General features: G+C 61.0%; 12 protein-coding genes and 2 pseudogenes. 3 read left to right on the forward strand and 11 right to left on the reverse strand.

Annotated elements, in window-relative coordinates:
- The first annotated feature begins 53 nt into the window (after window positions 1–53).
- A complete protein-coding gene (locus HWX03_RS25215) occupies window positions 54–320 on the forward strand; it encodes a DUF2933 domain-containing protein (protein WP_175873085.1) in 267 nt (88 codons plus the stop codon).
- The gene (locus HWX03_RS25220; RefSeq protein ID WP_175873086.1) at window positions 304–960 is read left to right on the forward strand and encodes an isoprenylcysteine carboxylmethyltransferase family protein; all 657 of its coding nucleotides are present in this window, start codon (window positions 304–306) and stop codon (window positions 958–960) included. Before HWX03_RS25215 ends, HWX03_RS25220 begins: the two co-directional genes overlap by 17 nt.
- Before the next feature lie 32 nt (window positions 961–992).
- Here the strand turns inward: HWX03_RS25220 and glnQ are convergent.
- The 11 genes and pseudogenes from glnQ to HWX03_RS37030 all read right to left on the reverse strand — a co-directional run.
- Window positions 993–1,183 (reverse strand): annotated as a pseudogene (gene glnQ / locus HWX03_RS37025) (glutamine ABC transporter ATP-binding protein GlnQ); the annotation flags it as partial.
- 99 nt (window positions 1,184–1,282) lie between these two features.
- Window positions 1,283–2,440: a porin gene (locus HWX03_RS25225; RefSeq protein ID WP_175873190.1), complete on the reverse strand. Its 1,158-nt coding sequence runs from the start codon at window positions 2,438–2,440 to the stop codon at window positions 1,283–1,285.
- Window positions 2,441–2,705: 265 nt separating this feature from the next.
- Entirely contained in the window at window positions 2,706–4,199 is a 1,494-nt protein-coding gene (locus HWX03_RS25230; protein ID WP_175873087.1) for an ABC transporter substrate-binding protein, read from the reverse strand.
- Between the two features lie 140 nt (window positions 4,200–4,339).
- Window positions 4,340–5,425, reverse strand: coding sequence for an ABC transporter ATP-binding protein (locus tag HWX03_RS25235; protein ID WP_175873088.1), 1,086 nt, complete (start codon window positions 5,423–5,425; stop codon window positions 4,340–4,342).
- On the reverse strand, window positions 5,422–6,402 hold the full coding sequence (locus tag HWX03_RS25240) for an ABC transporter ATP-binding protein (RefSeq protein WP_208456819.1): 981 nt from the start codon (window positions 6,400–6,402) through the stop codon (window positions 5,422–5,424). Before HWX03_RS25240 ends, HWX03_RS25235 begins: the two co-directional genes overlap by 4 nt.
- A gap of 16 nt (window positions 6,403–6,418) precedes the next feature.
- The gene (locus HWX03_RS25245; RefSeq protein WP_175873090.1) at window positions 6,419–7,333 is read right to left on the reverse strand and encodes an ABC transporter permease; all 915 of its coding nucleotides are present in this window, start codon (window positions 7,331–7,333) and stop codon (window positions 6,419–6,421) included.
- The gene (locus HWX03_RS25250) at window positions 7,323–8,255 is read right to left on the reverse strand and encodes an ABC transporter permease (protein WP_208456820.1); all 933 of its coding nucleotides are present in this window, start codon (window positions 8,253–8,255) and stop codon (window positions 7,323–7,325) included. The genes HWX03_RS25245 and HWX03_RS25250 overlap by 11 nt, the downstream gene beginning before the upstream one ends.
- A 146-nt stretch (window positions 8,256–8,401) precedes the next feature.
- Window positions 8,402–8,785 (reverse strand): annotated as a pseudogene (cueR, locus tag HWX03_RS25255) (Cu(I)-responsive transcriptional regulator); the annotation flags it as partial.
- Window positions 8,782–9,843 carry a 2Fe-2S iron-sulfur cluster-binding protein gene (locus HWX03_RS25260; RefSeq protein WP_175873092.1) on the reverse strand — a complete coding sequence of 354 codons (1,062 nt, stop codon included), beginning with the start codon at window positions 9,841–9,843 and terminating at the stop codon, window positions 8,782–8,784. The pseudogene cueR and the gene HWX03_RS25260, both read right to left, overlap by 4 nt.
- A gap of 1 nt (window position 9,844) precedes the next feature.
- On the reverse strand, window positions 9,845–12,367 hold the full coding sequence (locus HWX03_RS25265) for a heavy metal translocating P-type ATPase (RefSeq protein ID WP_208456821.1): 2,523 nt from the start codon (window positions 12,365–12,367) through the stop codon (window positions 9,845–9,847).
- Window positions 12,368–12,426: 59 nt separating this feature from the next.
- Window positions 12,427–13,050, reverse strand: a complete 624-nt coding sequence (locus HWX03_RS37030; RefSeq protein WP_244132764.1) for a hypothetical protein — start codon at window positions 13,048–13,050, stop codon at window positions 12,427–12,429.
- A 61-nt stretch (window positions 13,051–13,111) separates the two neighbouring features.
- Here HWX03_RS37030 and ispG point away from each other — a divergent pair, with 61 nt between their 5' ends.
- Entirely contained in the window at window positions 13,112–14,416 is a 1,305-nt protein-coding gene (gene ispG, locus HWX03_RS25275; protein WP_175873094.1) for a flavodoxin-dependent (E)-4-hydroxy-3-methylbut-2-enyl-diphosphate synthase, read from the forward strand.
- Window positions 14,417–14,420: the final 4 nt, after the last annotated feature.

Below are 14,420 nucleotides of genomic sequence, written 5' to 3' on the forward strand. Positions count from 1 at the left end.
AAGTCTGCTTAGCAGACCTGCTGAACGAATCAATTCATCACAGGAGCGTAACGATGGCTGACAACCCGCGTTCTGCCCGGCCTTTCTTGAAATCGCGTGGCGCGATCGCGCTCGCCGTCTTTGGAGCAATTGCGTTGTTCCTCTTGCTGTCCGAACACCGGGCGCACTTTCTCGGTGTGCTGCCGTTCCTGCTATTGCTGTCGTGTCCGCTCATGCATGTCTTCATGCACCACGGACACGGACATGGTCACGGCAATAGCGATACCGAAACACGAGACAATCCTTCGGAGTCGGGAGGCAGCCATGAGCACCATCGGTGACGGCTACGGACTATGGAGCCTGGTGATCATCAATTCGCTGGTCTTCATCATCTTCGCGTTCAGCTTCTTCAAACCTGCGACCAAGCGCGACTGGCGAACGTTCGGCGGCTTTTCCGCGTTCATCGTCGCGCTGTTCGTTGAGATGTATGGTTTCCCTCTCACGATCTACCTGTTGTCGGGCTGGTTGCAAACGCGTTTCCCGCAAACCAATCTGCTCGCGCACGACTCCGGACATCTCTGGTGGACCATGACGGGCCGGCACGGCGATCCGCATGCAGGCCTGCCTCATCTGCTGAGCTTCTTTTTCATTCTCGGCGGATTCTTCCTGTTGTCTTCAGCATGGCATGTGCTGTACGAAGCTCAGCGCAGCCAAGAGCTGGCGACGACGGGTCCGTACGCGCGGATTCGACATCCACAGTACGTCGGCTTCGTCATCATCATGGTGGGCTTTCTGCTGCAATGGCCGACGCTTGTGACGCTGGTGATGTTTCCCGTGCTGGTCGTCATGTATGTGCGCCTCGCGATACAGGAGGAACGGGACACGGAAGCGCAGTTCGGTGACGCGTGGCGCCAATACGCGGCGCACACACCGCGGTTCTTTCCTAAGCTGTTCGGGAAACATCCAGCACACGTACATTGAGCTGTACCGCGCCGACCCATGCGGTTGACCGGAAGGAAGCACACGCGGTCGGCCGCTGCCTTGGCGAAAGCTATTTCATGCGTGACGACTAACATCGTTATTCCTGCGCGAGCCGAGCCGGCGTGCGCATGGCGCCCAACCTGTCGCGCGCGAGTGCCGAGTCGAGCGCCGAGGTCGGCTCATCGAACAGGAGCGCCGTGGGCTTCATAGCGAGGCGCGCGACGCCCCAACTTTTGCTGATCGATGCCTGAACGGCTGAGCGCGTATGAGACTCATTTTCATGGCGCCCAGCTCGCCAAACTGAAGCCTGCTTCAAGCTCTGCTAGAAGCGGTGCCGCATGCCAAGAACTACCTGCACTTGGTTCGGAGTTTTCGAGGCAGTTAGGCCGTTGAGGTTTGCGACGGCCTTCCCACCCGTCGAATCGATGCCGGATGCATGCTGGTAAACAACGTCTGCGTAAAAGTCGGTTTGCTTGGATAGGAAGTAGTCCGCCCCGATCACGCCTTGATGATAAGTTGCGTCGTTGACACCGTAGCCTTTGAGGTAGTTGTAGCCGGCCCCGAGCTGGACGGTGGGCGTGAGTTGATAGGCGACATTGACTTCTATGTCGTGGAACTTTGCATCGCCGCCTGCACCGGTAGCCGGGAGACCCGCTAGCGCCCCGATATCCTTGAACTGCGTATTGCTGTAGTCGACGCCGAATGTAGCGGCACCAACGGTGTAAGCAGCGCCTGCGACGAAGATCTGCTGTTTCTTCGCGGACGCGTAGCCGGAATACACGCGGCTTCCGGTCATGTTGGAGCCCGTAGTGCTTGAAGCTGGCGTAGTGCCAAAATAGGAGAAGTTAGGCTCCTGCGCGTCCAGGAAGACGGCAGCAAGCTTGAGCGGTCCCGAAATATAGTTCGCCCCGATGGACCAGACCTGGTTTTTGTTGAAATTCCCAGCGACACCGCCGAAGCTGTAAAACCCGGCGAACGAGAGGCCACCGTACGATACACTCCGAAACTTGATCGAGTTGTTAACGTGGTTGGTGCCATCCGTGTTATCCACATCGCCAGGGTGGGAGGCCGTGTAGACAGCCCACATCTGTGCCGCCACGGACATGTAGTTCAAGTCATTGATCAAATCATATTGACGCCCGAACGTAATGGTACCTATGTTCGACGATGACAAACCGACATACGCTTGGCGTCCGAACTCGGCGCCCCCTTGACCGAGCTTTCCACTGACAATACTGAAGCCGCTTTCAAGCACGAAAAGTGTTTTCAGTCCGCCGCCGAGGTCTTCAGCGCCGCGCAGTCCCCAACGGCCGCCACTGAGATTTCCGGAGGCCATCGAATATTGGCTGTGGCCGCCAACGTTGTTCGCATAGGCAATGCCGACATCAGTCACTCCATAGAGTGTGACGCTGCTTTGAGCATATGCCGAACATGCAAATGAGGCGGCTAAGACGGCCGCCGCAATCAAGGACTTTTTCATATGATTATCGTATGGTTGAATGGAAAAGAAATTGAAACGATTTCCGTCATGCGTCTTCACTCGAGCGTGCCGGAACGTGTTCCAGATGGGACTCATTTCTGCTCATAGCGTCGAGAAGAATTTTGTCGCTCTCTCACTCCGATCTTTTCGGCAAGAACGTCATCGAGCCGACGGCTCCGCATCGCGTAGTCAAGCGATCTGTGCGTGAATGACTCTCTTTAGATCGCGCGGAACCAATAGGCCCCGCACGGTCCCGAAACGATAGTTACTTGACCGTCAAGTCTTTGGTCATCAGGTAATAGGCAAGAGGATGCATTTTGTAATTCTTCAGACGCTCACTAACGGCATCGGCAGAGGTCTCGTTCACCAGATACACGGTAATCGCCTCATCGAATAATTTTTTGGCAAGCTGCGCATAGATTGCGTAACGAGCCTGCGAGTCGCTGAGGAAGGTGGCCTTGCTGATCTGCTCATCGATTTCTTTGGAGCAGTAATGCGACATGTTGTAGCTTCCGCGGCATGAATAATCTGCCGCCAAGAAGCCACCTGGGTCGGCAACGTCGGTGAGATAGCCGCGCGACAACAGCGCCATGTCATAGGTGCCGGAGATCATTTCGGGTTCGATCGCGGTATATTCGGCCACCCGCACATTGACCTTGATGCCGATCTCGGCAAGCTCCGCTTGGATGATGGCGGCAACATCCTTGAGTTCGGATCTCGAGGTATAGGCCAGAAGCTGTAGTTGCAATTGCCCCGGCTTAATACCAGCCTCCTTCAGCAATGCCTTGGCGCGTTTGGGATCGTAGATCGGAGCGATGCCTTTCGGCGCCCAGGGATCGTCAGGCAAGAAGGCCGACGCTGAAGCGGTCGCCAAGCCTTCATACACGCTGGCGGCGATCGCCTTGCCATCGATCGCGGCTTGAATGGCCTGACGAACGCGGACGTCGTCGAGCGGCTTCTTATTGTTGTTGAGCAGCAGCTCCGTCACCCGAGGAGATTTTTGCCGTATCAGATCGATCCCGTGCGTCCGCGCCAATTCCTTCACGGCATAAGTCGGAATCAGACGCGCGATATCGGCCTCGCCGCTGCGAACCTGCGTCATGCGAGTATTGGCATCGGGGAGGAAAACGACCCTGCCTCCGGCAAGCAGAGGCTTGCCACCCCAGTAATTGTCATTGCGTTTGAATTTCAGATACTGCTTCGGCTTGACTTCAGTCATCTCGAAGGGGCCGGTACAGTGGCCTATGGGATCGATCGTCGCCCCCTGATAGGCAGCCGGCGATAGGATCGCGGTATTGGGCGCAGCCAACTGCGCCGGAAGCAGCACCGACGGGGCCTGCGTGGTGATGCGGACTACCTTTTCGCCAACCGCTTGCACTGATTTGATGGTTTTGGGCGAGAAGGATCGCGCCGGCATTTCTGCGGTCAGCAAATGATTCAGCGCCCCGGCCACAGAGTTGGCCGTCAGAGGCGTGCCGTCCTGAAACCTAACGCCATCGCGAAGCGTAAATTCCCACACCGTCGGTTCGACCTGTTTCCATGCGGTCGCGAGCCCCGCTTCGAGCCGTAGTTGGGAATTGAGACGCACCAGCGTCTCGAAACAGCCGGCACGGCTACCCAAATAGGCGTCGTCGCTGGCCATTTGCCAATTGGTCTGAACTTGTTGAAAGTCGGCATAAGTCAGGGTTTTACCTTCCTGTGCAATCGCACTCGTGGACAAAGCCGCCGCGCAAATCGCTGCCAAAGCATATCTATTCATTGTCTTCTCTCACTCTTGATCAGTTGTCCTATCTAGCTGACTCGGCGGTCATCCCCGCATGGCGAACCGACACCCTATGGGTTGCACCGGGACATCACATGGCCTGTCTTACCGAAACGTTTTTCTGGCTTGTCTCCCTCTTAACTGATTCCGATTTCCGTGTTCTGCGCCGGGCCCGCTTGCCCCTCCGGCTGCAATTCCCGCCAGAAGTGGCAACGTACCTGATGGGTCTCGCTCGCCGTCTCGAATTCCGGCTCTGCCTTGGAGCATTTTGACTGCGCGTAGGTGCAGCGAGTGTGGAAACGGCAACCGCGCGGCGGGTTGAGCGGGCTAGGCAGGTCACCGCGTAGTTGTACCTCCGGCGCGTAGAGCCCAGTCCGGTCGAGCATCGATGCCGCTATCAGCGCCCGCGTGTAGGGGTGACGCGGCGCCTCGAACAGTGCGTCTCTGTCGGCAATCTCGACGATCCGACCCAAATACATCACGGCAATGCGGTCGCAAACGTGGCGCACTACCCTGAGGTCGTGAGAGATCATCAGCATGGTGAGGCCGTGGCGTTGCTTCAGATCCGTCAGCAGGTTGAGGATCTGCGTGCGCATCGACGCATCGAGCGCCGAAGTCGGCTCGTCGCAGATCAGGAACGAGGGTTCCAGGAGGAGCGCCCGACCGATGACAACCCGCTGCAACTGTCCGCCCGAGCATTGCCTCGGGTAGCGTCCGTAGAAACTCTCGTCGAGACCGACCTCCGTGAGCACGCGCATGACCCTCTGCCGGCGCTCTTCGCACGTGCCGATGCGGTGCTGTGCCAGTGGCGCCTCCATGCTCGTACCGATTCGCATGCGAGGGTCGAGTGCGCTGAACGGATCCTGGAAGACGAGTTGCACGGTGCGCCTCAGGCGCTTCAGTTCCTCGCCCCTGAGACCGGCGATCTCCAGGCCTCCTATTTTGATGTGACCGCTCGTCGCCAGTGTCTGGCACGTCAGCAGGCGGGCGATCGTGCTCTTACCGCAGCCTGATTCGCCAACAAGGCCAAGCACTTCGCCTTTCCCGATGGTCATGGAGACGTCGTCGACCGATTTGACGGAGGACGACCGGCCAAGGCCCGGTAACAAATAGTGCTTGGCGATTCCGTCGACCTCGACCAGCGGCAGCGCAGGCGCCGGCGCCTGCGTGGCGGGCGCATGGCAATCTGCGGTTACGACCCGGAAGAACCTGTGGTTGTTCATGCGACCGCCTCCTTCTCAGCTTTGATCGCCCAGCAACGCGTCTTGTGACCATCCGCGTCCGTCGAAAGCTCCGGTTCGGACCGTATGCAGTGGCTCTCGATGTTGTGCTGCGCCGCCGCGCTACAGCGCGGATAGAAGCGGCAGCCACAAGACAGCTTACGGGCGTGGGTCCCCGAGCCGGGGATCGACAGCAACTGCCCACTGGGCTCGGGAATGAGTAGCGAGCAGCGTATCAACGCCTGCGTATAGGGGTGTTGCGGCGCCTCGAGCACCGCCTTTGCCGGCCCTTCCTCGACGATCCGCCCGGCATACATCACGGCGACCCGGTCGGCGAGTGCGCCGACGACGGCGAGGTCGTGCGTGATGAGCAGCGTCGCCAGGTTGCGCTTGTGCCTTTCCTCATCAATGAGACGTAGAATCTGGGCCTGCACGGTGACGTCGAGCGCCGTGGTCGGCTCGTCCGCGATCAGCATTTCGGGATCTCCGCTGAGCGCGGCGGCCGTCATGACCCGCTGCGCCATACCGCCGGACAGCTCATGCGAGAAGCTTCGCGCCCGCACCGCCGCATCGCAAATGCCGACCTCGTGCAACAAATCAAGCACGCGTTCCATGGCCGCACCCCGACCGAGACGGCGATGCAGTCGCAATGGTTCGGCGATCTGGGCACCGACCCGCGACGTCGGATCGAGCATGGCTTGCGGCTGCTGGAACAGCATCGCGATATGCCCTCCGCGCAGCTGGTTCATCCGCCGGTCCGACAGCGAAAGCACGTCTTCGCCGTCGAAGCGGATGCGCCCGCCGGTAATCGTGCCCCCGACCGGAAGCAGCCGCATCAGCGACAGTGCCGTCATGCTTTTTCCCGAACCCGATTCGCCGACAAGCGCCAACACTTCGCCGCGGTGGAGTGTCAGGCTGAGCCCGTCGATCACCGGTGCCGATTGGCCAGGAAAGGCGACCTTGAGGGCCTCGATTTCCAACAACGGTCTGACACATTTATTCATCGCTTGAGCCCTCGCCTTTGGCTTTGATTTGAAACCCGTGCCCGATCCAGGTGACACTGAGCGCGGCAAGGAAAATCGCCAGGCCCGGCGCGATCATCAGGATTGGCAGCCGCTCGACGTAGGGCTGAGAATCGGCCATCATCAGTGCCCAGTCTGCCGCCGGAGGCTGCACGCCCAGCCCGAGGAAGGACAGCGCTCCCACCGTGATCAGCTTGTGACCGAAGCGCAGGAAGCTCACCGCCGCAATCGACCGGATGATGTTCGGAATGATGTGGCGAAGGATGATGAAGGAGCGGCTGCAACCCAGCACCTCCGCCGCGTGGATAAAACCCTGGGCGTTGATTGTCATGGTCAACGCACGAGCCAACCGCGCGAACGGTGTCCAGCCGACGACCGTCAGCGACGCGATCACGGTCAAATAGCCCGGGCCCATGATGGCGACGAGGAAGATCGCCACTACGACGTCCGGGACCGAGATCAGGACGTCGACGACGCGCATGGCAATCTCATCAAGCAGGCTACCCTGGATGCGGCCGGCGACCACGCCGATCACTGTGCCGATGGCAACGGACAGCATTACCGTGATCAGCGCGATCGTGACCGTGAAGCGGCCGCCAACAAGGAGGCGGCTGAAGGTGTCGCGCCCGAGCTGGTCCGTGCCCAGCCAGTGCACCGCGCTCGGCGGGGCAAGCCGTGCAAGGAGGTTCTGCGCGGCCGGATCGTACGGAACGATCCACGGCGCCACGATGAGGGTTACCACGAGCACCACCAGCATCACGACCCCCACGCGGAAGGTCCAGTGGCGTTTGCAGAGAAATCGCCAAAGGCGCGACACGGCCGACTGACTGGGCGACATGAGCACCAGCGAACTGGCGGTGGCATGTTGCGAAAGATTGTCAATGCGCATAGCCGGACCTCACTGCGGGGTTGAGTGCGGCATAGAGCATGTCGGCCACCGTGTTGATCAGCACCGACAGCGCCACGATGGAGACGAAACCGCCTTGCAGCACGGGAATGTCGCGATCGATGACCGCTTCGTAGAGCAGCCGCCCCATGCCAGGGATGGCGAATATGACCTCGACGACGACCGAACCGCCGAGGAGCCCGGCCAGCCAAAGTGCAAAGAAGGTGACGACCGGCATCGAGCCGTTGCGTACGCCGTGCCGCATTACCGTCTGGCGCATGCTGAGGCCGCGGCTACGTGCTGCCGTGATGTACGGGGCCTGCAGTACGTCCATCATCGCGGCCCGCGTCACTTGGGTGAAATAAGCCATGGGACGCAGCGAGAGCACCATTGCCGGCAGCAGCCGCGAGCTCCAGTCCGTCCAGCCGGCCGAAGGCAGCCATTGGAGGTAAACCGCGAAAACAAGCACGCCTATCGGTGCCAGCCAATATTCTGGCGTCGCCACGAAGGTCTGGATCATCAGTGTCGTGGCGCTGTCGACCGTGCCGCCCGGGCGCGTTGCCGCCAAGGTGCCGAGCGGTATCGCGACGAGCGCAGCGATGCCCAGCGCCATCAGCGCCAGTGTTATCGACACGCTGAGCGCTCCCCCGATCTCGGCGGCAACGGACCTGCCGCTCGTGAATGAATAGCCGAGATCGCCATGCAGCGCCTGCCACAGCCAGGCGCCATACTGCACCGGCAAGGGGCGATCAAGACCCAAATGTACGCGCATCGCCTCGACGGCGGTGGGATCGACAGCAAGGTCGTGGACCCGCGACATCAGGATCGTCCGCACCGGATCGCCGCCGCTGACATACGGCAAGAGAAAAGCGATGAGCGAGACGCCAAGAAGCATCAGGCCTAAGATCAACAGACGTCGAAGCATCTTATTCTCCGATCATATTGGTAGAACTGCTGGGGCTGCGTCTTCCGGAGAGCCGCTCATGGGACATGCTTCTTCCGACACACGGGGTCCACGCCGCCTGCTCCGAAGCGCGTCAGGTCTGTGTGCCTGGCTTCGGCCTTGATGGCGCTGGCCAGATCCTCGAGGATCGGACACTCCGGCCGGTCATCGCCGTGACAATTCTCGGCCAGGTGTTTCAAAGCGTCCTTCATCATCCGCAGTTCCTCGATCTTCCGTTCCAGCTCCGCGATATGCTCACGGGCAATGCGCTTGACGTCGGCGCTCGCGCGACCGCGGTTCGACCACAGCGCCAGCAGCTCGACCAGCTGATTCACGGAGAAGCCCAGATCCCGCGCGCGTCGGATGAAGCGCAGCGTATGCACATCGTTGTCGGAATAGACGCGGTAGCCCGATTCGGTCCTCTGCGCGGGCGCAATGAGCCCGATCTGCTCGTAATAGCGGATCATCTTGGTGGACACGCCCGATTCTTGGGAGACATCACCGATATTCATCTTGGGTCCTCCAGTGGCTGTTCCGGTCGCGCCGTTATTTCAGGCGTGAAGAACACATCGACGTGCAGGTCTTCCCGCCGAAGACCGCGCTCGAGAACGATCGGCATCACCGTGTCGGTCATTGCCGGCGGGCCCGCCACGTAGGTTTGCCAACCGTGGAGATCCTGCAGGTCCTCCGCGATCGCCTGAACGACCGTGCCGGTGCGGTAGCTGGAAGAGCGATCGGCTTGCGAAAGAACCGGGATAAAGGTCAGGTTCGGGTGGCGCTCGCACAAGGTCCGGAAATGGTCCACCAGATAGAGGTCTCGCTCCTGGCGTACCCCGAAGTACAAGTGGATTGGCTGCTGGAATCCATAGTTCAGCGCCGTGTCCACGATGGACTTCATCGGCGCCATGCCGGACCCTCCGGCAACTGCCAGTATCGGCCCGGTGTGGCGGTGACGCAGAAACGCGCTGCCGAACGGGCCGCGGACCGTCACCTCGTCTCCGATCGCAAGCCGCGTGGCCACCCGCTCGCTTGTCGCGCCGTTGGGCACGCGGCGTATGTGAAATTCCAGTTCCGTTTCGCCCGGCTGATTCGCCATCGAATAGTCGCGCGTGGGCGCGCCGGGAAAGGAAAGCTGCGCATATTGACCTGCGCTGAACGAAAGCGGCCTATCGCCTTCCAGCACAATCGTCAGTCGTTTAATGTCATGCGTGGCGTCATCCAAAGCGATGACGCGCGACCGCACGGACTGTACCGGATGGTCAGCCAGCTCTTCATCCTTGCCCAGCCAGGCTACCGATGCATCGGTTTTGGGCTGCGCCCGGCAGGCGAGGATGAGTCCCAAATCGCGCTCTTGGGGAGTCAGGGAAAAGGGCGTATGCGGCAGAAGGTCAACCTCACCCGCGATCAGGCGCGACTTGCACGAGCCGCAGCGCCCGGACCGGCAACCATGGGGATAGGCAATCCCCTGCTCAAGCGCCGCTTCCAGGATCGTGCGCCCCTGCGCTACCGCGATCTCCCTACCCACTTGACGGATATGGACTGACGTTTCGATGTGAGCGTCTTTGCGCATTTCATTCCCCTGCCACGAGGCGACCATTCATGTCGGGCCGCACCGGATCGAAACGCATAGGGGCTCGGAAGCGTTTGAGCCGCAGCGCGTTGCTGAGAACGAAGACGCTGGAAAGCGCCATGGCGCCGGCCGCGATGATCGGCGAAAGCAGCACACCATAGGCAGGGAACAGCACCCCGGACGCTACGGGCACCAGCACGGCGTTGTAGGCAAAGGCCCAGAACAGATTCTGCTTGATGTTGCGGATCGTCGACTTCGACAGGGCGATTGCGTTGGGCACACCGCGCAGATCGCCGGACATCAGCACGACACTGGCTGTCTCGATCGCCACGTCGGTACCCGTGCCGATGGCAATGCCGACATCGGCCGCAGCGAGAGCCGGGGCATCGTTGATCCCGTCGCCCACGAAAGCGACCGTTCTGCCACCGGCGCGCAACTTGGCGAGCGCCTCGACCTTTCCGTCGGGCAGGACCTCGGCCACGACCTCGTCGATCTTCAGACGCCGGGCGATAGCCTCGGCAGTCTTTCGATTGTCGCCGGTGACCATCGCGACTTTCACGCCCAACTCGTGCAGAGCGTTGACCGCCTCGATGGTCGAGTGCTTGATCGGATCCGACACCGCGATCACCGCGGCGATCTTCCCGTCTATGGCGGCGAACAGCGGGCTCTTGCCTTCCTCGCCTAGCCGACTCATTTCGTTTGCAAAGGCCGAGACGTCGAAGCCGAGCTTCACCATCAGCCTGTCCGCCCCTACCTGGACCGTATGCCCCGCCACTCTCGCCTTGACGCCGAATCCGGGAGTGGCATCGAAATCCTCGACCGCCGGCAATTCCAGCCTCTCGCGCTTGGCTGCCGCTGTGATTGCCTCCCCAATCGGGTGCTCCGAGCGGGTTTCGACAGCGGCCACCAGCCGAAGCACCTCGTCCCGATCGAAACCGATGGCAGGGATGAGGTCTGTGAGTTCGGGACGTCCTTTCGTCAGCGTGCCGGTCTTGTCCATCGCGATCACCTCAGCGCTCCTGAGCGTCTGAAGCGCTTCGCCCTTGCGAAATAGCAGACCCATCTCGGCCGCACGGCCCATGCCGACCATGATGGAGGTTGGCGTGGCGAGCCCCATCGCACAGGGGCACGCGATGATGAGCACCGCCACCGCGTTGACCAGCGCGAAGCCGAGCGACGGCGTCGGACCGAGGACAAACCAGACGAGGAAGGTGGCCGCGGCCGCGAGCATCACTGCGGGCACGAACCGCGCCGTGACTTTGTCCACCAGCGCCTGAATCGGCAGCTTGGCGCCCTGGGCCTGTTCGACCATGCGGATGATATGAGCCAGCACGGTATCCGCACCGACCTTCGTGGCGCGGAAGGTGAAAGCGCCCGTCTTGTTGATCGTGCCGCCGACGACCTCCGCCCCGAGGCTCTTTGCGACGGGCACCGGCTCTCCGGTGATCATGGACTCGTCGACATAGGACGAACCGTCCACCACCTCGCCATCGAGCGGCACCTTGTCGCCCGGTCGAACGAGAACGAGATCTCCGACATGCACCTGATCGAGCGGAATCTCGACCGTCTCGCCGTCGCGCACGACCCTCGCGGTCTTGGCCTGGAGGCCGACAAGACGCTTGATCGCTTCCGAGGTCCGGCCCTTGGCGCGGTTTTCGAGATATCGACCAAGCATGATAAGCATGATGATGACGGCTGCTGCTTCATAGTAGACGTTGGCCGTGCCGTGGGGTAAGGCCGATGGCGCAAAGGTGGCTACGACGGAGTAGCTCCACGCGGCTATCGTGCCGAGCGACACGAGGCTGTTCATGTCCGGCCCCCCCCGCAGCAGGGCGGGCACCCCCTTGCGGAAAAAGCGGAGCCCCGGCCCGAAGAGCACAATGGTCGCCAGGACGAATTGCAGGTACCAACTCGTCTGCATGCCTATATGTACCATGACGAATTCATGAATAGCCGGGACGAGGTGCGAGCCCATTTCCACCACGAAAATGGGAAGCGTGAACGCAGCCGAGACGCCCAGTGCGCGCGCGAGACTGCGTGCCTCCTGCTCGCGGGCCTCGGCCCGTGCGTCCTCCGGATTCCCTGCAGCGACGGATCGGGCGGTATATCCCGCGTGCTCGATAGCCGCTACCAGGTCCTGAACGCCGGCAACGCCGCTGGCCACCCTGAGAGAGGCTCTCTCGGTAGCCAGATTCATGCTGGCATCGAGAACGCCCGGTACGAGCTTTAGCGCCTTCTCGATGCGACTCACGCAGGAGGCGCAGGTCGCGCCCTCGATCGCGAGTTCGATGCTTTCGGTCTTCGTGTCATAACCGGCGTTCCGAATGGCCGCTACAACGGCATCCAAATCGGCAGGGCCGGCGAACGTTACATTGGCGCGCTCGGTCGCCAGGTTGACGACGGCCGATTTCACGCCGGGCACACCGCGCATCGCCTTTTCGATGCGATTGACGCAAGACGCGCAGCTCATGCCCTCGACATGGATACCGAACTGAGCTGGACCTGTGGCAGTCACGGCAGTCATGACACTCCTTAAACAGTTGTGCGAATGACACCATTTGAGACATTGCAACGATTGGAAGGTCAAGCGATCAAAAAAAATCCTTGCTCGCGTTCGGCGAAAAAAAGCACTTGACCTTCCAACGGTTGTAAACGCCAACATGGGCGCTCGTCAAAACTCAGGAGATTAGTTTCATGTGCGCAGAACATCAGGATCATGCCAACGATGCTAGCGAACCCGCCGTCTCTGGCGCTCGCTTCAAGGTAGCCGAAATGACGTGCGACCATTGCGCGGCTACGATACGTAAGGCCTTCGCGACGACTATGCCGGGGACCGAGATCTCTATTGATCTGGGCGCTCGGGAAGTCACGGTGGCAGGAGATGCTTCTGCTGCGGCGGAGACACTTCGGGCGGCTGGTTACGAATCGCAGCCGATCGGCTAAGAAAGCAGTTTCCAGGCAAAGCTTGGATGCAACCTCTGAGGCTCCGTCGTGATGGCGCTTCGGAGGTTTTGCGTCGTTGGCAGGCGGCAGATTTGAACCGCTTCGGGTTTGCCGGAGGCCATTTGGCTTGATGGCCAGGATGCCCCGTCCCGCCCGCATCACAATCTCACCGAGGGCGTCGATGCGCGAAATTGGTCTGAACAAAGGCAACGTCGCGCATTTCACGTTGCCGTAACGGTCCAACGCTACAGCGAGTGCTGCCACCCAGTCTCAATTCGGGTGTGCAGCTTGTCCGACAGCTGCGCACGCAGCGTAACCAGGACTCATGGGTCTTTCGATGCCTACCGACAGCAGCAGCCAGAACTGTTCTCCCGTGCCGACTTTCGGCGGCCCAGCCAAACGTCGCATTTCGCACGCGGTCGACGTTCGTTGGGGCGGCCAGCTCGTGACGATCGGCGGCGACGCGCCTGTGCGCGTGCAGTCGATGACGAATACGGATACGGTCGATGCGATCGGCACGGCCATCCAGGTCAAAGAGCTCGCGCAAGCGGGCTCGGAGCTCGTGCGCATTACGGTGAACACGCCCGAGGCGGCGCAGGCTGTCCCGGCGATCCGCGAACAGCTCGATCGAATGGGCGTGACGGTGCCGCTCGTTGGCGACTTCCACTATAACGGCCACTTGTTGCTGCATGATCACCCGGGTTGCGCCGAGGCACTCTCGAAATACCGCATCAACCCCGGCAACGTCGGGCAAGGCGCGAAGCGCGATACGCAGTTTGCGCAAATGATCGAGACGGCGATCCGCTATGACAAGCCGGTGCGCATTGGCGTGAACTGGGGCAGCCTCGATCAGGACTTGCTCGCGAAAATGATGGACGACAACGCGGCCCGCGCCGAGCCGTGGGAAGCGCAATGCGTCATGTATGAAGCGCTGATACAGTCGGCGATCGGCTCCGCCGAGCGCGCCGTGGAACTTGGCCTCGCACACGACAAGATCGTCCTGTCATGCAAGGTGAGTGGGGTGCAGGACCTCATTACCGTTTATCGTGAGCTCGCGCGTCGCTGCCGATTTGCGCTGCATCTGGGCCTGACCGAGGCCGGCATGGGCTCGAAGGGCATCGTGGCCTCGACAGCGGCGCTTGGCGTTTTGCTGCAAGAAGGCATCGGCGACACGATCCGCATCTCGCTTACGCCCGAGCCGGGTGCTTCACGAACTGGCGAGGTGATCGTCGGCCAGGAAATTCTCCAGACGATGGGGCTGCGCTCGTTCACGCCGATGGTCATCGCTTGCCCCGGTTGCGGCCGCACAACAAGCACACTGTTCCAGGAGCTGGCCTCGCAAATCCAGTCCTACCTGCGTACGCAAATGCCGGTATGGCGCGATCAATACCCTGGCGTCGAGAAAATGCACGTAGCGGTCATGGGCTGCATCGTCAACGGGCCCGGCGAATCAAAACAAGCCAATATCGGCATCAGCCTGCCCGGCTCGGGGGAAAACCCGGCGGCACCCGTCTTCATCGACGGCGAAAAGGTCAAGACGCTGCGTGGCGAGCGGATCGCCGAGGAATTCCAGCACATCGTCAGCAGCTACGTCGAGCGCACCTATGGCCGCACGAGCATCGCGAACTAACGAT

It is taken from the genome of Burkholderia sp. BCC0397 (assembly GCF_902832865.1).
Classification (GTDB): Bacteria; Pseudomonadota; Gammaproteobacteria; order Burkholderiales; family Burkholderiaceae; genus Burkholderia.

What these genes read in the sequence shown, in the direction of transcription:
- HWX03_RS25245 (WP_175873090.1), bottom strand. Translation starts at nt 7,333, where the DNA reads ATGCGCATTGACAATCTTTCGCAACATGCCACCGCCAGTTCGCTGGTG.
- HWX03_RS25265 (WP_208456821.1), bottom strand. Translation starts at nt 12,367, where the DNA reads ATGACTGCCGTGACTGCCACAGGTCCAGCTCAGTTCGGTATCCATGTC.
- HWX03_RS25230 (WP_175873087.1), bottom strand. Translation starts at nt 4,199, where the DNA reads ATGAATAGATATGCTTTGGCAGCGATTTGCGCGGCGGCTTTGTCCACG.
- ispG (WP_175873094.1), top strand. Translation starts at nt 13,112, where the DNA reads ATGGGTCTTTCGATGCCTACCGACAGCAGCAGCCAGAACTGTTCTCCC.
- HWX03_RS25225 (WP_175873190.1), bottom strand. Translation starts at nt 2,440, where the DNA reads ATGAAAAAGTCCTTGATTGCGGCGGCCGTCTTAGCCGCCTCATTTGCA.
- HWX03_RS25260 (WP_175873092.1), bottom strand. Translation starts at nt 9,843, where the DNA reads ATGCGCAAAGACGCTCACATCGAAACGTCAGTCCATATCCGTCAAGTG.
- HWX03_RS25220 (WP_175873086.1), top strand. Translation starts at nt 304, where the DNA reads ATGAGCACCATCGGTGACGGCTACGGACTATGGAGCCTGGTGATCATC.
- HWX03_RS25215 (WP_175873085.1), top strand. Translation starts at nt 54, where the DNA reads ATGGCTGACAACCCGCGTTCTGCCCGGCCTTTCTTGAAATCGCGTGGC.
- HWX03_RS25235 (WP_175873088.1), bottom strand. Translation starts at nt 5,425, where the DNA reads ATGAACAACCACAGGTTCTTCCGGGTCGTAACCGCAGATTGCCATGCG.
- HWX03_RS25250 (WP_208456820.1), bottom strand. Translation starts at nt 8,255, where the DNA reads ATGCTTCGACGTCTGTTGATCTTAGGCCTGATGCTTCTTGGCGTCTCG.